This is a genomic window from Pseudomonas sp. UBA4617 (assembly GCF_002386445.1).
Taxonomy (GTDB): domain Bacteria; phylum Pseudomonadota; class Gammaproteobacteria; order Pseudomonadales; family Pseudomonadaceae; genus Aquipseudomonas.
In genome coordinates, this window is record NZ_DGIR01000009.1 from 175,189 (window position 1) to 191,798 (window position 16,610).

At 59.8% G+C, this 16,610-nt stretch carries 32 protein-coding genes; 19 read left to right on the forward strand and 13 right to left on the reverse strand.

Annotated elements, in window-relative coordinates; genetic code table 11:
• Positions 1–11: 11 nt before the first annotated feature.
• The 8 genes from B4L76_RS03120 to B4L76_RS03155 all read right to left on the reverse strand — a co-directional run bounded on the left by B4L76_RS03120 (position 12) and on the right by B4L76_RS03155 (position 4,415).
• Positions 12–611 carry a hypothetical protein gene (locus tag B4L76_RS03120; protein WP_296230435.1) on the reverse strand — a complete coding sequence of 200 codons (600 nt, stop codon included), beginning with the start codon at positions 609–611 and terminating at the stop codon, positions 12–14.
• Positions 604–825, reverse strand: coding sequence for a hypothetical protein (locus B4L76_RS03125; RefSeq protein WP_296230436.1), 222 nt, complete (start codon positions 823–825; stop codon positions 604–606). Before B4L76_RS03125 ends, B4L76_RS03120 begins: the two co-directional genes overlap by 8 nt.
• Positions 822–1,565: a replication protein P gene (locus tag B4L76_RS03130; protein WP_296230437.1), complete on the reverse strand. Its 744-nt coding sequence runs from the start codon at positions 1,563–1,565 to the stop codon at positions 822–824. The genes B4L76_RS03125 and B4L76_RS03130 overlap by 4 nt, the downstream gene beginning before the upstream one ends.
• Entirely contained in the window at positions 1,562–2,341 is a 780-nt protein-coding gene (locus tag B4L76_RS03135) for a helix-turn-helix domain-containing protein (RefSeq protein WP_296230438.1), read from the reverse strand. Before B4L76_RS03135 ends, B4L76_RS03130 begins: the two co-directional genes overlap by 4 nt.
• Positions 2,338–2,760 carry a hypothetical protein gene (locus B4L76_RS03140; RefSeq protein WP_296230439.1) on the reverse strand — a complete coding sequence of 141 codons (423 nt, stop codon included), beginning with the start codon at positions 2,758–2,760 and terminating at the stop codon, positions 2,338–2,340. Before B4L76_RS03140 ends, B4L76_RS03135 begins: the two co-directional genes overlap by 4 nt.
• Positions 2,757–3,611, reverse strand: a complete 855-nt coding sequence (locus B4L76_RS03145) for a Rha family transcriptional regulator (protein ID WP_296230440.1) — start codon at positions 3,609–3,611, stop codon at positions 2,757–2,759. Before B4L76_RS03145 ends, B4L76_RS03140 begins: the two co-directional genes overlap by 4 nt.
• 319 nt (positions 3,612–3,930) lie before the next feature.
• On the reverse strand, positions 3,931–4,134 hold the full coding sequence (locus B4L76_RS03150; protein WP_027907145.1) for a hypothetical protein: 204 nt from the start codon (positions 4,132–4,134) through the stop codon (positions 3,931–3,933).
• A 32-nt stretch (positions 4,135–4,166) separates the two neighbouring features.
• Positions 4,167–4,415 (reverse strand): transcriptional regulator, encoded by a 249-nt coding sequence (locus B4L76_RS03155; protein WP_016486618.1) that lies wholly within the window; start codon positions 4,413–4,415, stop codon positions 4,167–4,169.
• A 96-nt stretch (positions 4,416–4,511) separates the two neighbouring features.
• Here B4L76_RS03155 and B4L76_RS03160 point away from each other — a divergent pair, with 96 nt between their 5' ends.
• A complete protein-coding gene (locus B4L76_RS03160) occupies positions 4,512–5,354 on the forward strand; it encodes a S24 family peptidase (RefSeq protein WP_296230444.1) in 843 nt (280 codons plus the stop codon).
• 53 nt (positions 5,355–5,407) lie between these two features.
• On the opposite strand, the gene B4L76_RS03165 is transcribed toward B4L76_RS03160, so the two are convergent.
• Together B4L76_RS03165 and B4L76_RS03170 are read right to left on the reverse strand one after the other, a co-directional pair.
• A complete protein-coding gene (locus B4L76_RS03165) occupies positions 5,408–6,016 on the reverse strand; it encodes a hypothetical protein (protein ID WP_296230445.1) in 609 nt (202 codons plus the stop codon).
• Positions 6,017–6,103: 87 nt separating this feature from the next.
• Positions 6,104–6,430: a DUF1654 domain-containing protein gene (locus tag B4L76_RS03170; RefSeq protein WP_296230447.1), complete on the reverse strand. Its 327-nt coding sequence runs from the start codon at positions 6,428–6,430 to the stop codon at positions 6,104–6,106.
• Positions 6,431–7,182: 752 nt separating this feature from the next.
• Here B4L76_RS03170 and B4L76_RS03175 point away from each other — a divergent pair.
• The 14 genes from B4L76_RS03175 to B4L76_RS03235 all read left to right on the forward strand — a co-directional run bounded on the left by B4L76_RS03175 (position 7,183) and on the right by B4L76_RS03235 (position 12,691).
• A complete protein-coding gene (locus B4L76_RS03175) occupies positions 7,183–7,551 on the forward strand; it encodes a hypothetical protein (RefSeq protein WP_296230448.1) in 369 nt (122 codons plus the stop codon).
• 26 nt (positions 7,552–7,577) lie between these two features.
• Positions 7,578–7,751: a hypothetical protein gene (locus B4L76_RS03180; RefSeq protein WP_296230449.1), complete on the forward strand. Its 174-nt coding sequence runs from the start codon at positions 7,578–7,580 to the stop codon at positions 7,749–7,751.
• Between the two features lie 312 nt (positions 7,752–8,063).
• Entirely contained in the window at positions 8,064–8,348 is a 285-nt protein-coding gene (locus tag B4L76_RS03185; RefSeq protein ID WP_296230450.1) for a hypothetical protein, read from the forward strand.
• A complete protein-coding gene (locus B4L76_RS24265) occupies positions 8,345–8,581 on the forward strand; it encodes a DUF551 domain-containing protein (protein WP_414707154.1) in 237 nt (78 codons plus the stop codon). Before B4L76_RS03185 ends, B4L76_RS24265 begins: the two co-directional genes overlap by 4 nt.
• 20 nt (positions 8,582–8,601) lie before the next feature.
• On the forward strand, positions 8,602–8,856 hold the full coding sequence (locus B4L76_RS03190) for a hypothetical protein (RefSeq protein ID WP_296230452.1): 255 nt from the start codon (positions 8,602–8,604) through the stop codon (positions 8,854–8,856).
• Entirely contained in the window at positions 8,853–9,083 is a 231-nt protein-coding gene (locus B4L76_RS03195) for a hypothetical protein (protein WP_296230454.1), read from the forward strand. Before B4L76_RS03190 ends, B4L76_RS03195 begins: the two co-directional genes overlap by 4 nt.
• Entirely contained in the window at positions 9,080–9,295 is a 216-nt protein-coding gene (locus tag B4L76_RS03200) for a hypothetical protein (RefSeq protein WP_296230455.1), read from the forward strand. Before B4L76_RS03195 ends, B4L76_RS03200 begins: the two co-directional genes overlap by 4 nt.
• 117 nt (positions 9,296–9,412) lie before the next feature.
• Positions 9,413–9,559, forward strand: a complete 147-nt coding sequence (locus B4L76_RS03205; protein WP_172439570.1) for a hypothetical protein — start codon at positions 9,413–9,415, stop codon at positions 9,557–9,559.
• Between the two features lie 8 nt (positions 9,560–9,567).
• A complete protein-coding gene (locus B4L76_RS03210; RefSeq protein ID WP_004573816.1) occupies positions 9,568–10,200 on the forward strand; it encodes an AAA family ATPase in 633 nt (210 codons plus the stop codon).
• An 11-nt stretch (positions 10,201–10,211) separates the two neighbouring features.
• Positions 10,212–10,868, forward strand: coding sequence for a hypothetical protein (locus B4L76_RS03215; protein WP_296230463.1), 657 nt, complete (start codon positions 10,212–10,214; stop codon positions 10,866–10,868).
• A 59-nt stretch (positions 10,869–10,927) separates the two neighbouring features.
• Positions 10,928–11,593, forward strand: coding sequence for a 3'-5' exonuclease (locus B4L76_RS03220; RefSeq protein ID WP_296230465.1), 666 nt, complete (start codon positions 10,928–10,930; stop codon positions 11,591–11,593).
• A 3-nt stretch (positions 11,594–11,596) separates the two neighbouring features.
• Positions 11,597–11,791, forward strand: coding sequence for a hypothetical protein (locus B4L76_RS03225; protein WP_296230467.1), 195 nt, complete (start codon positions 11,597–11,599; stop codon positions 11,789–11,791).
• Positions 11,792–11,832: 41 nt separating this feature from the next.
• Complete coding sequence (locus tag B4L76_RS03230) at positions 11,833–12,180, forward strand: hypothetical protein (protein ID WP_296230468.1); 348 nt, start codon at positions 11,833–11,835, stop codon at positions 12,178–12,180.
• Entirely contained in the window at positions 12,155–12,691 is a 537-nt protein-coding gene (locus B4L76_RS03235) for a hypothetical protein (protein WP_296230469.1), read from the forward strand. Before B4L76_RS03230 ends, B4L76_RS03235 begins: the two co-directional genes overlap by 26 nt.
• Here B4L76_RS03235 and B4L76_RS03240 read toward each other — a convergent pair.
• A complete protein-coding gene (locus B4L76_RS03240; RefSeq protein WP_289131463.1) occupies positions 12,648–12,971 on the reverse strand; it encodes a hypothetical protein in 324 nt (107 codons plus the stop codon). The genes B4L76_RS03235 and B4L76_RS03240 overlap by 44 nt on opposite strands.
• 111 nt (positions 12,972–13,082) lie before the next feature.
• Between B4L76_RS03240 and B4L76_RS03245 the strand changes: the two genes are divergently transcribed.
• On the forward strand, positions 13,083–13,634 hold the full coding sequence (locus tag B4L76_RS03245; RefSeq protein ID WP_296230470.1) for a hypothetical protein: 552 nt from the start codon (positions 13,083–13,085) through the stop codon (positions 13,632–13,634).
• Between the two features lie 50 nt (positions 13,635–13,684).
• Here B4L76_RS03245 and B4L76_RS03250 read toward each other — a convergent pair whose 3' ends face one another.
• Positions 13,685–14,329, reverse strand: a complete 645-nt coding sequence (locus tag B4L76_RS03250; RefSeq protein ID WP_296230471.1) for a hypothetical protein — start codon at positions 14,327–14,329, stop codon at positions 13,685–13,687.
• A gap of 44 nt (positions 14,330–14,373) precedes the next feature.
• Between B4L76_RS03250 and B4L76_RS03255 the strand changes: the two genes are divergently transcribed.
• Positions 14,374–15,297 (forward strand): DNA cytosine methyltransferase, encoded by a 924-nt coding sequence (locus B4L76_RS03255; RefSeq protein ID WP_296230472.1) that lies wholly within the window; start codon positions 14,374–14,376, stop codon positions 15,295–15,297.
• Here the strand turns inward: B4L76_RS03255 and B4L76_RS03260 are convergent.
• Positions 15,294–15,557 carry a hypothetical protein gene (locus B4L76_RS03260; RefSeq protein WP_296230474.1) on the reverse strand — a complete coding sequence of 88 codons (264 nt, stop codon included), beginning with the start codon at positions 15,555–15,557 and terminating at the stop codon, positions 15,294–15,296. The two genes, B4L76_RS03255 and B4L76_RS03260, sit on opposite strands and share 4 nt — an antisense overlap.
• A 45-nt stretch (positions 15,558–15,602) precedes the next feature.
• Here B4L76_RS03260 and B4L76_RS03265 point away from each other — a divergent pair, with 45 nt between their 5' ends.
• Positions 15,603–16,325 carry a hypothetical protein gene (locus B4L76_RS03265; RefSeq protein WP_296230475.1) on the forward strand — a complete coding sequence of 241 codons (723 nt, stop codon included), beginning with the start codon at positions 15,603–15,605 and terminating at the stop codon, positions 16,323–16,325.
• Positions 16,322–16,582, forward strand: a complete 261-nt coding sequence (locus tag B4L76_RS03270; protein WP_296230476.1) for a hypothetical protein — start codon at positions 16,322–16,324, stop codon at positions 16,580–16,582. Before B4L76_RS03265 ends, B4L76_RS03270 begins: the two co-directional genes overlap by 4 nt.
• The last annotated feature ends 28 nt before the right edge of the window (positions 16,583–16,610 follow it).

A 16,610-nucleotide genomic window follows, 5' to 3' on the forward strand; every position in this document is an offset into this window, starting at 1 on the left:
AACGAATTCGGTCATGCCCGTGCTCTCCCATGATTTGCGTGGAAACCCAAGCGGCTTTCAGCAGATTTCCTTGCACAGCACGCCTCGAAGAAGCAGCCGAAGTACCCGATGTGTTTGTTCTGGATCTTCACCAGCCAAAGGCCGCGCGACTTGAACCAGGAGACGCCCATCAGCCCCGACTTGTTGTCCGAACGGAGCTTCTGGTTCTGCATGTTCTGCTGGTGGGTGACTGGCCTGAGGTTTCCTCCACCATTGCTCTTGGATGACCCGTCCACGTGGTCGATTTCAGCCGGGAGTGTCTTTTCGCGCCTCATCCAGAGCACACGATGAGCAAGAAGCAGCCGGCCGAAGACTTTGACCTGCAAATAGCCCTTGCTGTCGGTAGAGCCCGCCTTGCGGCCGGCATGCTTTGCGTTCCACGAGTTGGCAATGCGAGAGTTTTTGAAGTGCTCTACTGGCCTGACCTTCCAAAACAGCTCGTCGCCGCGAATCTCAAAGCAGGCGATTAGCAACTCAATGGACGCCGGATCCGGCTTGGTCAGGTCGATGGCGTGCAGGGCGCCGTACAGACGGTTGAGGTCCTGGCTGCTGCGAATGGCGAACTCAGGCATTGGCCACCTCCTGCAGCTGCTTCTCGGCGGCGCGCACCCTGGTAGTGAGCTGGCTGATCTCGTCCAGCAATTCCAGTGCAACCTCCTCCACAGTCCTCTCACCGAGGAACACGTCCAGGGCGTCGGTGTGGCGCTGCAGGTCTTGATCATCAGCCCGCCAGGCGGCCACTACGGACCACAGCAGGGGTTGCAGCTTTTTCTTGTCGACGGTCATACACCCTCCCCGGCCGGCTGCCCGGCGCGCTTGATGTTCAACTTGGCCAGCAGTTGTGCACGGCACAAGGCAGCGCTGGTTGGGATCTGCTGAATCTCCAGCAGGCGGACCTGGCGCTGGCTGGCGTACTCATCGGCCAGTTGCGCGGCGCTCTTCTGGCTGTCATGGCCAATCCCGGTGGCGATCTTGCCGTCCAGTGGCTCGCCCTCCTGGGCGCGGCGGACGATGATCTCGTATGCCCGGTCGAAGCGGCGGTGCAGGGACTTGTCGGTCGGCTGGGCGGCGCGCAGGTCGAACAGGCCAGTGGCCACGGCAGCCAGGCGTACGCCTTCGTGGCTGTAGCGGCCTTCCAGCGCCTCCATCCATGCGTCGTCAGCGGCGGGTAGGCCCAGTCGCTCCGGCGACGGCTTGCACCAGCCGATGAACTGGCCAACGCTCGGGGCGAACGGCGAACCGCTACGGCGGCACTCCTCGATGGCGTAGCGCACCTGGTTGATGTCGCTGATGCCGGCGTCGATCAGGCCCTTCGTCCAGCTGCGCTTGGCGGCTTTCAACGCTTTGTCATCCGGCCAGGCCTGCTTGTGCGCCGGGAAGATGGCCTGCAGCTGACGGAAAATCTTCTCCACCACCTCGCCGGTGGCATCGTCGACTACGCCCAGCGGCACGCCGGCAACCGGTACCGGCTGGCTGACCTGCAGGGCCCGCGCAGCTGCGGGAATCATTTGGGTGACGTTCTTCATAGGTCATCACTCGTGTCGTGGCGCCAGGACTGGTCATCGAAGTCCGGGCCGGCCGGGCGGCGGGCTTGCGCACCTGGCAGAACCTTCTCCGGGAACAGGCCGGTCCAGCCGTTGCTGATGGACTGGTTAATCACGGCGTCAGGCGCGTGGTGGCCGGCCAGGGTCTTGGCCTGCTTCGCGCAGGTGGTGGCGGTCAGTGGCTTGCGGATCTCTTTGCGGTGCTGGCACCAGTCGGCCCACAAGGCAGTGCTTACGTTGGCCGGCTTGGCAGTCATCGGGTCGAACTTCTGTGCCTTCTTCGAAGCCGCAGGAGCGTCAGCGACTGGCCCCTTCGGTTCTTTGATGGTTCCTTGATGGTTTATTGATGGATTGGGTGCAGCTCCTGCACCCCGTTCTGTCGTGGTTTGCACCCCGTTCTGTCGTGATCTGCACCCCGTTGTGTCGTCATTTGCACCCCGTTCGGAACCGGGTGCAGCTGGTGCACCCCGTTCAACGCACAGGTCATAGACGGTCGGGCGGCGGTCGTGACGGTCGATGTAGGCACCGGCAATTGCCTGATTCCCAAGGCGAATCACCCCTATCTCCAGCAGGAGGTCGAGCTTGTATTTCACCGTGCGGATCGACAGGCCGGTGTCATCGCTGATGCTTGCAGAGGACGGAAAAGCCCCTCGGCCGTTCTTGTCGGCATAGTTGGCCAGGACCAGCAGTACGTAGCGCGCAGTGGCGTCCATGATGTCGCGCTGCTCCAAAGCCCAGGACATGGATTGGACGCTCATTGGCCGCGCTCCTTGGCCATGGCCGTGTCAATGAACGCATCCATGCGTGCAGGCGCCATTCCAGGGATGTCGCGCGTGTCGCAATACCCTGCGCCGTCCCGAAGCCATCGGTACCGCTCTGCATCTTTGCGCAGATCCTGTGCCAGGCCCTCAATAGCGCTCCCGTCATCGTCCATGTCAGCGCCCAGCGCCTCACCGATAGCGCCGATGTCACAGGCGGCAGCCAGCAACATGCGCTTGTGCGACTCCAGGTCCTTGGCGAGCGATATGGTGGAGGCGTGCCAAGCCCATGCCGCGGCCTTGAGCATCGCTGCGGCATCATCGTTGGCAGTGGCCGTCATCTCGCCGAAGCCGAACTCTGCGCGGAAAGCAGCCAGGAACTCGGATTTCATACCCTCTGGCATGCCATGAACGCTCATGCTGCACCCCGCACGGCCTTGTCGTGGGTGTGCAGGCCGTCCCAGTTCTTCTTCATGGGCAGCTCGCCGGCCAGGTACAGCTCGTACAGGCGTACGGCGCCCTTACGCAGAAGGATCGGCTTGTAGACGGTGAAGGGTTCCTTACCGTGCGGGGTGATCTCGTCATGGTGTTCGGTCATATAGCGGTCGCGGGCGTAGGAGCTAACGCGCCAGCGCGAGCCTGACCGGCCTTCCGTGAACAGCCAGTTTTTCGCCTTCAAGTAAGCCTGAACCTGCATGACGTTGACGCCATTCAGTTGCTTGCAGAACTGCGCCGCCGTCTCGCCCTCCTTGAACAGGTTCTCCAGATGGTCGATCTTCTTGGCTTGGGCCTCGACCTGGACGGTGAGCAGCACGCGGGCTTTTTCCGACTCCAGGGCCATCTGGAGGATTTCCAGCGTGCTGAGATCGGCGGACTGAGCCGGGACGGATTTCGCCAGGCGCCAGAACTCCTTGACCAAGCGCTTCTTGAACTCACGGACGATGGCCGTGTTGCGCATGTAGGTCAGCAGTAGGGTCGCCTGCTGCTCGTTCATCAGCGCGATCTCGCGGGATTGCATGCCGCCAGCGGTCTCGAAGGGTTCGATTTGGAATCGCACCCCTCCGAATTCGCTGAAGTCGGCCTGGTACTTGCGAACCAAGGCAATCACACTGGCGTGTTCGTTTCCGGTTTCGTGAGCGATGGTCCCGGTAGTGGTCACCGCCTCACCGTCGACGATGGTGACGATTTGGTTGCGCGCCACGAAATCGAACTTCGCGTTTTGTGGCGCGAGATTCGAGGGGGCTTGTATACTGGATTCCTGCAGATGCATAATTCACCTCAAGAGTTTTATGTGAAGCAGAGAGCCGGGCCGCAATCCCGGCTTTTTTGTGCCTGTAATTCAGAGAGGGCCTCTGCCCTACCCTGATGAGTCCCTCGGAGAGGCCCTCATTGGGGCCACCAACTGCAGGACTTTGGCCTTACGGCGGCCAACCACTGATAAAGCGCCACTGGCTACAGCCGCTTCGTACACCTGGTTCATCGCGGTGTTGAAGTCCCAGTTATTGGCCCTCATCAGCCCCTCTATTCGCTGCCGCACATGCGGCGACAGCTGATCAAGCTGTACGGTCATTTAGGCCTCCAAAGGGCCTTCAGCCCGCGATATCTTCTTGCTGCTTGTCCTGCATCAGCTCCTCGATAACGCCGTTGGCTACGGCCCATTCGATGATTTCGTACAGATAGGTGGCGTGCTGCATGCGGGTCTTGCTCGCAGCCTTGCGGAGGATCCGGTCGAGCACGGGCTCGAAACGGACCTTCACCGGGATGGCGCGCTTCTGATTCGGGTCTTGGTACATGCTTGGTTGGCTCCTTGCGGCTATGAAATGGGTTAAGCGGCGGAAAGCGCGTGGGTCGGGTTGCTGTCGATCTGGCTCCATGGGAACGAAGGACACAGATCGGCACGATTCACAGCGCCATTCGTAAGCGCCTCAATCTGTAGTGCGCGCTTGGCTGGGACCGTGCGCTCTCCTGAACACCATTGGTTGACGGTGGGTGCCGCAACATTCAGCCGGCGCGCCAATTCCGCCTGGCTGCCCAGCACGCGGGATGCTTCTTTGGCTGCTTCTGCTGATTTCATGAGTTCTCTCCTGGAGATTTACCGATGAATATAAGGCATTACCTTATCTTTCACAAGCCATTGCCTAATCAGCGCCCCAATAGGCCTAATTAGGCAATGCTTACCGGACCAGAATTAGGCGCAGCCATTGATGCTGCGCGGATCGCCAAGGGCGTATCGAAGAAGCAACTCGCAGACGACTTCCAGGTGAAGCCTCCGTCGGTGCAGGGCTGGGTGAAAAACGGCCGGATCGACAAGTCGAAGCTGATGGACGTCATCGCCTACTTCGCTGACGTTGTAGGACCTGAGCATTGGGGTCTGCGCCCAGGCTTTACCTATGAGAGCCTGCAGGACGTCGCCTCAGCATCGGTTGAAGAGCCGGCGCCCACCTCGGCTGCGGATATGGTTCGCAATATGCTCGCCAAGCAGGGCAAGAACCTGCCGGAAAGTGCCCGTGCGCAGCTGATGGCAGCTGCCGAAGCTTCGGACCAGGGCAACGTAATCACCGTAGACTTCTCCCGCCCGGGGCTTGTCGGGGATGAGGTTCGGATTGCTCACTACGATGTGCGCGCGGCCATGGGCAACGGCCAGGCCACGCATGACTATCCCGAAATGCTGAAGGACATACGTGTCAGCCCGAGCCATCTCCGTGAGCTGGGCGTCGAGTTCGAAGAGCACTTCCACCTGAAGGTGGTCACTGGCTGGGGCCAGTCGATGGAGCCCACCATCAAGCACCGCGACCCGCTGATCGTGAACATCAATGTGCGCGAGTTCGTGGGCGACGGGATCTACCTCTTCGTCTGGGATGACCTGCTCTACATCAAACGCCTGCAGGTGGCTGATGAGGAGCACTTCGAGATGATTTCGGACAACCCGCGACACAAGGATCGGCTGATCCGGCGGGATATGACCTACATCCAGGCCAGGGTGCTGCTGGTCTGGAATGCGCACTTAGTGTGATCAGCTACCTCCAGACATAGAAAAGCCCGCTAAGGCGGGCTTTTTTGTGCTCGTTATAAAGAGCCTGGGTCAATTCCTATTACTCGCAGGGATTCCGCCAGGGTTGGGTCCAACTGAACTTCACCCGTAGTTGAAGCGGCTTGGTTGATGCCAACGGTGCGATATTTCAGCGTGTGACCGGAGAGCATTTGCTTGATAATTTTTTTCGCTTTATCGCCACCAGTTACCGTGTATGGGCTCATCAGCTGAGTGACATTGAGCATGGCCTGGTCCTGAGTTTGCTTTACCAGGGCAGCCTGTTCTGGTGGCAAGTTCAAGGTGTATTGAGGAGCCGACGGCATCATGCTGACAGGCGTCTCCTGTGGAGTGATGGTCCAGGCCTCATTTTGGTCGATCCGCAGTTGAACTGTGCCGACCGGAATCTTGAAGCGCCCGCCAGACATCAGGCCCACATAAATCTCGTCACCCTCCTTTCGAACCACTGGATAGAAGCGGAGCGACCGGGTAACGATCGATCCCGAGGCGGGGAATTCACTCGTAGTCACCATCATAGTGGTTTTATCCGTGAACTCGTCAGTGGTTCCAGTGGCCTGCCATGTCGGGCCCGACGCGCACCCGCCAAGCGCCATAGTTGCAGCTAAGACCGAGACTATCCTTTTCATTCCAGACTCCAACGCTTTGGTCGGCGAATTCTAACAGAGCTCCGTCACCATCACCCAAGACTGCCTATCTCAGGCTTTTTGCGCTCCTTAAAAAGGCGCCTCTTCCTCCTCCCTCTCATCCTCCCAGTCCCTTTCCGCGACCAGGTCGCCTCGATCATCTGCGCTCTGCGGCTCCCACCGTACGGTCACGCTCTCGTCGTCGTTGAACGTTAGATCTAGCTCCGGCGTCTCGGCCAGCAGGCCCATCACCTCCTCCCACTCCATGTCTCCATCCGTGTCCAGGCGATGGATCGTCACCCAGCGCTGAGCCTGCGCGATCGGGTGATTGATCATCGACGAAACCCGCAGCCCAAGGCGTTCCAGCCCGGTCATTTCCTGGCGCGCCTGCGGCGCCGACTTCTTCTGCTTGGCCATTCTTCCTCCGTTAACTGTACATCCATCCAGTATTAGGCAGAGCTTACCCGAGCCATCGAATGATGCAAGCCCGGATGGCAGATTAGGCACACATGAAAAAGTTAGGCATTACCTATTTACAAGAATTAGGCATTAGCTTATCTTTCATCTCAACGCCGCAGTCACTCACGAGGGACTGCCGAGGCCCTCAAGCCTCACCGCTCTTTAACTCTGATGGGAACCTCGCGGATCGATCCCGGCAACGGTACAGCGCGAGCAATAAATTCGATCCCCATGCCAGCTCTGGAACTGGCCAGCTCGAAGTCAGGCGCTTACGGCGCGGATGGAGGGTTGAGCTGCAACGCTCCCTGCCAGATAGCCCTCAGAACGGGCTGATGCACTGGTACAGCGGGCCACGCCGGGGAACCGGTGGAGGCTGCAGCAATCAAGCAATCGCCCAGGCAACCGTGGCGAGTAACGGAGCCCAGCAAGACCGACTTCACTGGCTGGCCTTGGCGACAGGGCCAGTATCAAAGCTGTTTCACCGAGACCGCTTTGATGCACAGGAGATCAATATGGCTAGAGGCTTGGTTTTCGGGATAGGCATAAACGACCTCCCTCGCTATCACAGCTGCCCCTTCTACAGCAGATGGAAAGGCATGCTTAGGAGATGCGTCGGCGACAGAGCGTTCGGCCCATATGACGGATGTAGGGTCGCAGATGAATGGCTTGTGTTCAGCGCTTTCATGGATTGGATGAAGGATCGGCCATGGATGGGCAACCACCTGGACAAAGACATTCTCAGGACATGGGAAAAACTCTACTGCCCGGGAACATCGGTTTTTGTACCGGCTTATGTCAACTCAATCCTGATTGAGCGCGACTCTGGGGCATGCGGACTGCCGATAGGCGTTTCAACAACCATGCGCGGTAAACCCTATATGGCAAGGGTGCGCTGGCTGGACGGAAGCCGCACCAGCGTCGGCAGCTTTGACTGCCCCCACGAAGCGCACAGGGCCTGGGCTGCAGCCAAGGCAGGTGTCATCAGGCAGGCGGTAGATCAATACCGCACGACCGACCGATTCGACGAGCGTGTCTGCTCTGCCCTTCTGGATAGGGCAGATCAGCTCGCCGCAACCTGAAGTCAACCGCCCTGGAGGCCAAGACTATGAACAAGCAAGCCAACTTTCGCAGCCTGCCAAGCAGTGCACGGTTCACATTCAAGCGCGGCAACGACAGAGCCGTATATCGCAAGTTCGGGTATGACCTCGCAATTCTCGACGGCGATCACAGCGCGCAGCCTTTCAAACTCCATGGAAACACTGCCGTTGTGCGCTGCTGAGACGACCGCACAACCAGCAATGCGTCAACCTGACGAAAACCGCCCGATGCCCTGCTCCTCATCGCAGGCTGCATCGGAGGCCACTCTGAACGCGAGTTGATCGCCGCGAATTGTGAGCGTGGGTAGCGTCTCGCCGCATGGTGAGGCGTCCCGACACCCGGTTTGCCCCGGAGAGTGGCCACCGATGCATCCCGCATCCCCTTCCCTTCAAATACGACCGCATCGACAGGTGCCGGGCTTGGCTTTTCACGCCCAGCTTGGTCCCTGGTGCCCGGCACCTGATCAATGCGGTTGGCTACCGAGGTTCACACGATGAGCAAAGACACAGGCGGACCCGCATTTCCCACCCAGATCAACAACAGCGGAATCACGCCGATCAAGGGTTTCAATGGCGAAGAAATCAAGCCGCAAACCTTCAGCGCTTACCCAGGCATGACCCTGCTCGACTACTTCGCAGCTAAGGCGCTTGTCGGCCTTCTGTCTTGGCCTGGCGACGAGGGAAGCGGCAGCTATCACTCGAACAGCGACCTAGCTCATACCGCAAGCATGGCTTACGAATACGGCAAGGCCATGCTCGCCGCCCGGGTGAAGCCATGAGCGGTTGGATTAAGTGCAGCGACAGACTGCCCAGCCTGGAAGGCAAGCCTGATTGGGGTCACGGCGAAACGGTAATCGCCTTACAGCAAGGGGTTGTTCGAGCGTTGCGCTACGAGCGGCAGATGCACAACAGGACAGAGAAAGGTCGTGAGCCGCGCTGGGTTGACATGCGTGGCCGGATCACGCCCGCGCCAACGCACTGGCAGCCACTCCCTTCCCCGCCCACCGAGTAACCCACCACCTGGAGGCGACCATGGCCAGGGAGCATGAGCTTTACGCCGACAGCGCCCAGGCCCGGGAGGTTGACCGCCAGATGGGCCTGTTTGGCGATACGCACTGGGCCGACCACCTCACATCGGAGCAGGCCCGGGCGAACAATGAGGCTTGGAACACGATGATCCGCGAGCGTGATGAACGCCAGCGGACAGAAAGCCGCCGAGTGATCGGCACGGCCCTCGAAAAGATGGAAGCCATGTGCGGCTCAGGAGCCGCCCGGAGGACAGCATGAACGGCGGCACACGCCAAGAGGTGATTGCCATCATCGACTCTCGTTTCGAAGCAATTGATGCTTCCTTCAGTGAATGCCTTCGCGGCGAGCTGATGATGGCGATCGACCTGGCCGGGCTGACCGGCGCAATCGACCTTACCAAGCAGCGCAGCTACACGGAGCGCTTGAACCGGGCAATCGCCCGCAACAACGAAGCCTGGCTGGTAGCGAACGGGAGAGTTGCATGACTACGCAAATCGTGACGACGCTAATCGACGAGCAGATAGCTGAGGCCGCACAGGCAGTGCCAGACGACCGCATTCTCATGGTTTTCAAGGGGCTTACTTTGGAAGACGCCATGAACCAAGCGCGCATGGCTCATATCGAGAACCCGGCAGCATGGTCAGGCCGAGCTTACCTTTGCGGTATGTGCACCTTGGCCTACGAGGTCCGCACGTGAGCCGCCAGCAGGCCAGGCGCTTAGCGCTCTGGCGCGGCAGCTTCATCACCCTATCACTGTGCACCGCCTGGATGCTCGCAAGCGCTTACGCCGACTGCATCACCTCCTGAGGCATCCATGAACACAACCCCCCGCCTGGCCGCCCAGCTCGACTGGATGACGGTCGGATCGTTCTCGCCTGAGCGGTACCAGGGCGACGAGCGCAAAGAGTACGAAGAAGAGGCCGCTCGCATTGAGCGGCAGTGGGACAACCAACCAAGCTGAGGTGCCGCATGGCAACCGTAACCCTGATCCTCGGCAAGTCCGGGGCCGGCAAGAGCGCGTCGTTGCGCAACTTCAAGCCTGATGATGTGGCTTTGGTACAGGTCATCAAAAAGCCGCTTCCCTTCCCCGGCTCTAAAGCGTGGAAGTCCTACGTCACCGACAACTGGGTCAAGGTCATCGGTGCCTGCCGCCAGACCAAGCGCAAGGTGATCGTGATCGACGACTTCCAGTACATCCTGGCCAACGAGTTCATGCGCCGGAGCGAGGAGAAAGGGTTCGACAAGTTCACCGAGATCGGCCGGCACACCTGGAACATCTTCGAGGCACTGCTCGGCCTACCCGACGACGTTCGCGTCTACATCCTCAGCCACACGGAGGAGACGGACGCCGGCCAGATCAAGATGAAGACCATCGGCAAGATGCTGGACGAGAAGATCACCCTGGAGGGCATGGTCACCATCGTCTTGCGCTCAGTGGTCAGCGACGGCCAGCACCTGTTCAGCACCCGCAACAACGGGTCGGACACCACCAAAGCCCCAATGGGCATGTTCAACGAGGCGATGATCGATAACGACCTTGCCTTGGTCGATGCCGCGATCTGCGAGTACTACGACCTCACCAACACCACTCAGGCCGCATAGGAGCCTTCTGAATGTTCAACCTGGACGCAAATGCCGCGCGCTCCGCGGACAACAAGTCAGCCTTCATCGACGAAGCGGGCAAGTTCATTGGCGAGTTCCTGCGCGCCGAGTACATGGAGAAGCAGGAAACCGGGTCGACCGGTATCGGCTTCACTTTCAAGAGCCGCGATGGTGCCGAGGCAACTTTTTACCTCAACCTGACCTACCAGCACGGCACACGCAATGAAGGCGGTTACGCGATGATGAACGCCATCATGGCGTGCCTGCAGCTGCGCACCGTCGGGGCGCCACAGCCAACCCAGTTCGAGAAGTGGAACAACGACACCAAACAGCGCGAGCAGGTAACCGCGCCAGGCTTCCCTGAACTCTTGAAGAAGCCGATCGGCCTGCTCATCCAGATGGAAATCGAGAAGAACAGCCAGACCGGGATGCCGCGGCCGATCATCTACGCCCCCTTCAGCGCAGAGTCGGAAAAGACGGCGTCCGAGATTCTCGACCCCCGCTGCACCAGCCCAGCCAAGCTGGAAAAAATGGTTCAGCAGCTAATGAAGAAGCCGGTCCATGACCGTCGTCCGAAGTCCGCCCAGGTGGCCGGCGGATACTCCCAGCCCGACAACTACGACTACGGCGCACCGCCTGACTTCTCGGACGATATTCCGTTCGATTGACCGCTGGTCAGCAGCAACCACGCTGCTGACACCCCTCCTTCTTGCGAAACGGACCTCATATGACCGCCTACATTTTCGACTCTGAAACCACCGGACTGAACAGCCCGGAACTGGTTGAGGCTGCATGGCTGCAGCTCGGCACCGGACTGGCAGTAACCGGCGAATTCCTGCAGCGATACAAGCCGTCCAAGCCAATCGAGCTTGGCGCCCTGGCAACCAGCCACATCCTGGATGAAGAGTTGGCAGACTGCCCGCCGCATGACTCCTTCAAGCTGCCCGAAGACGCCACCTACCTGATCGGGCACAACGTAGATTACGACTGGGGTGTAATCGGCAAGCCAGAGATCAAGCGCATCTGCACTGCCGCACTGAGCCGCGCGCTGTGGCCTGAGGCCGACACTCACACGCAGTCGGCCATGATCTACCTGCACTACCGTACGGAGGCGCCCGAGCTGCTGCGTAATGCCCACGCTGCACTGGACGACGTCAAGAACTGCCGTCGCCTCCTGGCAACAATCTTCAGCACCCTCAAGGCGCAGTTGGGCCGGCCGGTGGCCAGCTGGGAAGAGCTGTGGGAAATCTCCGAGGAAGCCCGAATCCCGAAGGTCATTCGCTTCGGCAAGCACGCCGGCTCGAAGATCGAGGACATCCCGCGCGACTACAAACGCTGGCTGCTCGGACAAGCCGACATCGACCCCTACCTGCGCAAAGCCCTGGAGAAGTAAGCCATGAGCGATTGCGGCGAGCATCCCAGCGTCTACTACCTTGGCCGGGAATGCCGCCGCAACGGTGGCGGCAAGCTGGCCAACCCCTTCGCATCCCACACGTTCCACGGCGCCTGGTTCCTGGCCGGCTGGAACGACATGGATCTTGAGATTGAACAGAAAAATCCGAAGCGCGCTGCAAAGAACAAGGCGGCGTGAGCACCTCCACCTTCCCCCAAGCGGCCTGCAGGAGGTCGAACATGGCAACCCTTTTCGACGCATCGACGCGCAAGCCGGTGCGAAAGCTGTACATCACCCGCAGCGGCGGCCAGTACCGGCCTGACGATGTGGCCCTGGCCTTCGCGCTGAGTCTCCGCGTGCATGACAGCGCCGACCACCTGCGCAGGCTGGCCCGGCGCCTGGTGGACAAGGTCTGCCTCGAGCACCAGCCGAACATGAAGCGCCTGGCCCGCGAGCCGGACGATGCCGAGGTGTTTGCGGCTGCGCTCAAGATCATCAACCGGGTGTGCGACCTGCTCGACATCGGGCCGGGCGCCACCTTCGTGCGCAATGGAGGCGATGATGGCTCTGACGCAGCAGCAGCGTGACCAGCGCCGGCGTGAAAAAGCGGCAAGACTGCAGGAAGAAAATCTGCATTTGAAGGTTCGCTCAGGCACAAAGCGAACCCTGCTGGAACTGATGGAGTGGGCCGGGATCGAGGAACAGGGCGAGGCGATGACGCTGATGATTCATCACATCGAGGCGCTCGGTCATCACGCTCTGTTCAGGATCGCGCGCCACGAAATCGAAGCTAACCGATCTGTGGCGCGTATTGAGCCGCTGAGGCTGTCAGCCAGAAAGCGGACTGGCCAGCACCTGCGGGCGATCTGCGGCTGGGCAGACGCCACGTACAGCCAGGTGATCGAGGCGCTGATCCACGGCATCCACGCTCTTGGCCGGCTGCACGCGGCGAAATTTCTCACTCCGCCGCGGCACGAGATCAGCATATCGCCGCGACTGGCTCTGGCCTTCGACCGGAAAAGCATGCTGATGATTCAGCAGGATCCGGGAGACGTCATAATTCCTCCGGATCAAACTCCATCGGCAGGCCATGCTTGATGGTCCCAAACCACTCGAACTGTCCGATAGTTTTCAAAGCGGCCTTTTCGATCTCGTCCGCAACGTCGTCGTACTGCTCTACTGACGGACATAGCTCAAACGTACAACAACAGCTGTTTGAGTCGTAGAACAAGCTGATTACACGTTTTTGTAGCCCCTTTTGAGCGATTGCTACGCAAAAACTGAGCATTTCCGCCAGCTCATATGCCTTTCCGTGACGCGTGCAGATCTCAATTCCGTGTGCGGTGAGGTGATCCACTGAAACACTCGACTCACGCATTGAACCTCCCTAGCCCGGCCCCATGCCGGTCACCCGTAATACCCCATCCCAAACCAAATTGCCACCATGCCGCATCCGGCCACGGAGGGCGGCGCATGCATGGAGAAAGCCATGAGCTACTTCTACAAGACCGAATCCCCAAAGGTCCTGGCCGCAGTGCGCGCCTGGGATCAGAAGAAAGCGGCCTGGAACGTCCAGCGCGAGAAGCTGGGCCAAGCCTTCGGCGCCGATGCATCGCCGATGTACAGCGGCTCCCGCAACTACGTCGGCGGCATCAAGCTCAGCGCCAGCCGCGACCTTGATGTGCACTGGTGCCGTCCTGACGAATACGGCTACCGCTCGCTGCGCCGGGCGCCCAAGCATGCCAAGGGCACGGCCAAGGAGGTGCGCGCTGCCGAGAAGGCTGAACACCAGCGCCTGGAAGACCTCTGGAAAGCACATTGCCCGGACGACATCGACCGGGACGAAATGTGGGAAGCCATCGGCGTTGAGCGCGGCGGTATCTGGCTCAGTGGCGGGGTGTGCTTCACCTATGGCGACACCGTGTACCTGAACCTGGGCAGCAAGGCGGCTGACGGCGATGTCGACGGCCTGGTTGAGATTGTCAGCAGTGAGTACGAAACAGCTCGCCATCGTGTGCTGAACGCGCGCAAAGCCGCCTGACCCTCCGGCGCTGCCAGCCAGCGCCTTCCCCTATTCAACGTTATTGACTGCTAGATCTCCTTCATCATATCCGCGATACGCTTATTGATAGTGCGCTCCACCTGAAAAACGTCTGATTGAAAATTACTGATGAGAAAAAATGACTGTGTCTCGTACTCATCAACTTCTGAGCGAGGAACTCCGAACTCCATTTTTTCGATCATGTCTTTGGCCTTTCGAAAGTTATGATCAATCGTCATGGGCTCAACTTCAGGAAACCCGTACTCTGGTGGATTTTGAGGGCCAACGAGGTGGCCGTAAGCGTTCCACAACGTGCAGAACCTACTCCAGCTGCTTCGCCAATCACGGAAAAGGGTACGAAGCTGGTCTGAGTACTCCCCCAAAACCTCATGATCGTTGACCTGGTGCATCTGCATATGAGCATGCTTAAGACCATTCAAGTACGCTCCCCCATCCATAAGGCCATGAGTCGCTTCGCGAAGCTCCTGGAGCACCTCGAAGTGCTTCTGGTGATTGAACTGCTTCTTCCATGCAGTCAAAGCCTGCCAGGCAAAAAAAGCCATGCATAGTGTGGCCATGTAGCTGAGCACCTCAAATACATCCTTGAACTCAAACTTGGGATTTCCCCAAGCAGAGAACAAGTAAGCTCCAAACATCACCAGCATTACGCATCCAAATAAAACGACTCGATCCATAAGCCCCTCCCCAATTTAAACCGATTCTACAACGAGGCGATGGCATGCCCACAGCAATCGACCTGTTCGCCGGCCTCGGCGGATGGAGCACCGGCGCGCGCGCCGCAGGCGTCCAGGTTCTCTGGGCGGCAAACCATTGGCCAGAGGCCGTGAAGTGGCACGCAGCAAACCACCGGGACACCGAGCACGTGTGCCAGGACCTGCAGCAAGCGAACTGGGCAAAGGTGCCTCGCTCGGACATCGGCATCGCCTCTCCATGCTGCCAAGGCTTCACCAACGCCCGCGGGAAGAAGAGCGGCAACCCCGAGCACGATGCATCGCGCTCGACAGCCTGGGCCGTTCCCTCTGCTGCTGAAGTGCTTGATCAGGACGCCTGGGTGGTCGAGAACGTGCCGGAGTTCGTGAACTGGGTGCTCTACCCCAGCTGGGTGGATGCGATGAGGCGCCTTGGCTACCAGGTTGCGCCGCACATAGTCGATTGCGCCGACCTCGGCGTGCCGCAACATCGAGTGCGCCTGTTCCTGATCTGCACCAAAAGCAAGGCGCCGATTCAACTGCAGCTACAGCAGTGCGAGCACGTCCCGGCCAGCAGCTTCCTCGACTTCGACGCCGGACGCTGGTCGCAGATCGAGAAGCCAGGCCGGGCCCAGGCCACGCTCGACCGCGTGCGCAATGGCCGCCAGCGCTTCGGCGACAGGTTCATCATGCCGTACTACGGCAAAGGCTCAGGCACCACCGGTCGCGACATCAAAAGGCCGATCGGCACCATCACCACTCTGGACCGATGGGCCTTGGTCGACGGCGACCGCATGCGAATGCTAAGCGCCAGCGAAGCCCTGGCCGCCATGTCGTTCCCCGCCGACACCCTGCGCCCGGATAACCACCGACTCACCATGCACATGGCTGGAAACGCGGTACCACCGCTGGCAGGCCAGCGAGTTATCGAGGCCCTTCTTAAAGCAGCCTAGTGCTTCCGGCTCTTGCCGAGCCCAAACGACCCACCGCCGACGGTGTAGACACTGCGGCGCTTTTTCTTCTTCTGCGGACCTTCGAAGAGAATCTTGAGGCGCCGGGCGCGTGCCGCTCCGGTCAGATCGCACACACGCTTGCCTTCTGGCCCCATGCACTTTTCAACGTGCTTCTTCAAAGCCTTCGACGTGAACAGGCCTTTGCAGTGCCTGCACACCTGGTCAATCGGCCGTCCCTTTGAATCAACTGATATCGCCATGGTTTCCCTCCACCGAAGCCATGAGCATAGCCTCGAGGTATCCCCATGCCCACAGAAAACCGATCCAGCACCACCGAACTGAGCAAGATCGTCACCGAAGCCCTTGTCGGCATGGTTTCCGGCGTAACCGGCATGAAGCCGCCCGCTGATGAGCCACTGCCTGGCTTCATTCAGGCGCCGATTGATCGCGCAGTAACGCGGATTTCAGAGCTTCTCGCCCAGCCATCCCCACAGCCCCACCCCGAGCCTATAGCCTGGATGGTTGGTACTGCCTTCTGGTGGACCAAAGAAGAGGCAGAGCGGGATGCCGCAGAGGCTGGGCTGCCGATTGTTGGCCTGGGGCCGATGACCGATCGCACCGCTACCGAACTCGCCGAGAGCGAAACGATGGCGGCGATAGCCGAACTTGCCGAGTGCGAGGCCATGGCCGATATGGTTGCCGAGCGAGAATGGGCGGAGCATGTCGGTACCGGCGATGTATCCAGCAAGGTCGAGGCAGCTTTCACTCAACTGCACAACGATCTGCATGAGGCCGTCGACAAGCTGGCCGAGCGGGATGCGCTGCTGAAAGAAGTGCTGATCAAAACTGACAAATGGATGCTGCCTGACCTGTACGAGCGTATTCGTCTGTCGTTCAAGCCCGCCAGCGCAGAGCTCGGCGCACCAACTCCGCAGACGATCAACGGGCACAAGCTCAACTGCAAAGCGGTCGACGAATACAAGCCTGGAGATTGCAGTTGCAGTGCAGAGCCGGATTCGAAGTCATGACGACGCACTTCGCACCATTCACCGACCTGGAAGACGTTGAGCAAGCGCCCTGCGGCACCTGGCTAGGGGAATCCTCCGAGCTGTCAGGCGACTGGGCCGAAGTCGATTGCCTGCTCTGCAAGAAGCGCCGAGAAAGGATCATCGCTGCCGCCGCTGATGAAGAGCGCTTCATCGTCGAGCAGATGGGCCACATGGCAGCCTTCATGCGCTCGGTGGATTCAGCCCCGCAAGAGAACATTTGTACTCCCAAGCTGTAACCCCTCTCCCCTCTATTCACTGCCGCGA

Coding starts and splice junctions, on each gene's coding strand:
- B4L76_RS03120 (WP_296230435.1), bottom strand. CDS start 611: ATGCCTGAGTTCGCCATTCGCAGCAGCCAGGACCTCAACCGTCTGTAC.
- B4L76_RS03125 (WP_296230436.1), bottom strand. CDS start 825: ATGACCGTCGACAAGAAAAAGCTGCAACCCCTGCTGTGGTCCGTAGTG.
- B4L76_RS03130 (WP_296230437.1), bottom strand. CDS start 1,565: ATGAAGAACGTCACCCAAATGATTCCCGCAGCTGCGCGGGCCCTGCAG.
- B4L76_RS03135 (WP_296230438.1), bottom strand. CDS start 2,341: ATGAGCGTCCAATCCATGTCCTGGGCTTTGGAGCAGCGCGACATCATG.
- B4L76_RS03140 (WP_296230439.1), bottom strand. CDS start 2,760: ATGAGCGTTCATGGCATGCCAGAGGGTATGAAATCCGAGTTCCTGGCT.
- B4L76_RS03145 (WP_296230440.1), bottom strand. CDS start 3,611: ATGCATCTGCAGGAATCCAGTATACAAGCCCCCTCGAATCTCGCGCCA.
- B4L76_RS03150 (WP_027907145.1), bottom strand. CDS start 4,134: ATGTACCAAGACCCGAATCAGAAGCGCGCCATCCCGGTGAAGGTCCGT.
- B4L76_RS03155 (WP_016486618.1), bottom strand. CDS start 4,415: ATGAAATCAGCAGAAGCAGCCAAAGAAGCATCCCGCGTGCTGGGCAGC.
- B4L76_RS03160 (WP_296230444.1), top strand. CDS start 4,512: ATGCTTACCGGACCAGAATTAGGCGCAGCCATTGATGCTGCGCGGATC.
- B4L76_RS03165 (WP_296230445.1), bottom strand. CDS start 6,016: ATGAAAAGGATAGTCTCGGTCTTAGCTGCAACTATGGCGCTTGGCGGG.
- B4L76_RS03170 (WP_296230447.1), bottom strand. CDS start 6,430: ATGGCCAAGCAGAAGAAGTCGGCGCCGCAGGCGCGCCAGGAAATGACC.
- B4L76_RS03175 (WP_296230448.1), top strand. CDS start 7,183: ATGGGCAACCACCTGGACAAAGACATTCTCAGGACATGGGAAAAACTC.
- B4L76_RS03180 (WP_296230449.1), top strand. CDS start 7,578: ATGAACAAGCAAGCCAACTTTCGCAGCCTGCCAAGCAGTGCACGGTTC.
- B4L76_RS03185 (WP_296230450.1), top strand. CDS start 8,064: ATGAGCAAAGACACAGGCGGACCCGCATTTCCCACCCAGATCAACAAC.
- B4L76_RS24265 (WP_414707154.1), top strand. CDS start 8,345: ATGAGCGGTTGGATTAAGTGCAGCGACAGACTGCCCAGCCTGGAAGGC.
- B4L76_RS03190 (WP_296230452.1), top strand. CDS start 8,602: ATGGCCAGGGAGCATGAGCTTTACGCCGACAGCGCCCAGGCCCGGGAG.
- B4L76_RS03195 (WP_296230454.1), top strand. CDS start 8,853: ATGAACGGCGGCACACGCCAAGAGGTGATTGCCATCATCGACTCTCGT.
- B4L76_RS03200 (WP_296230455.1), top strand. CDS start 9,080: ATGACTACGCAAATCGTGACGACGCTAATCGACGAGCAGATAGCTGAG.
- B4L76_RS03205 (WP_172439570.1), top strand. CDS start 9,413: ATGAACACAACCCCCCGCCTGGCCGCCCAGCTCGACTGGATGACGGTC.
- B4L76_RS03210 (WP_004573816.1), top strand. CDS start 9,568: ATGGCAACCGTAACCCTGATCCTCGGCAAGTCCGGGGCCGGCAAGAGC.
- B4L76_RS03215 (WP_296230463.1), top strand. CDS start 10,212: ATGTTCAACCTGGACGCAAATGCCGCGCGCTCCGCGGACAACAAGTCA.
- B4L76_RS03220 (WP_296230465.1), top strand. CDS start 10,928: ATGACCGCCTACATTTTCGACTCTGAAACCACCGGACTGAACAGCCCG.
- B4L76_RS03225 (WP_296230467.1), top strand. CDS start 11,597: ATGAGCGATTGCGGCGAGCATCCCAGCGTCTACTACCTTGGCCGGGAA.
- B4L76_RS03230 (WP_296230468.1), top strand. CDS start 11,833: ATGGCAACCCTTTTCGACGCATCGACGCGCAAGCCGGTGCGAAAGCTG.
- B4L76_RS03235 (WP_296230469.1), top strand. CDS start 12,155: ATGGCTCTGACGCAGCAGCAGCGTGACCAGCGCCGGCGTGAAAAAGCG.
- B4L76_RS03240 (WP_289131463.1), bottom strand. CDS start 12,971: ATGCGTGAGTCGAGTGTTTCAGTGGATCACCTCACCGCACACGGAATT.
- B4L76_RS03245 (WP_296230470.1), top strand. CDS start 13,083: ATGAGCTACTTCTACAAGACCGAATCCCCAAAGGTCCTGGCCGCAGTG.
- B4L76_RS03250 (WP_296230471.1), bottom strand. CDS start 14,329: ATGGATCGAGTCGTTTTATTTGGATGCGTAATGCTGGTGATGTTTGGA.
- B4L76_RS03255 (WP_296230472.1), top strand. CDS start 14,374: ATGCCCACAGCAATCGACCTGTTCGCCGGCCTCGGCGGATGGAGCACC.
- B4L76_RS03260 (WP_296230474.1), bottom strand. CDS start 15,557: ATGGCGATATCAGTTGATTCAAAGGGACGGCCGATTGACCAGGTGTGC.
- B4L76_RS03265 (WP_296230475.1), top strand. CDS start 15,603: ATGCCCACAGAAAACCGATCCAGCACCACCGAACTGAGCAAGATCGTC.
- B4L76_RS03270 (WP_296230476.1), top strand. CDS start 16,322: ATGACGACGCACTTCGCACCATTCACCGACCTGGAAGACGTTGAGCAA.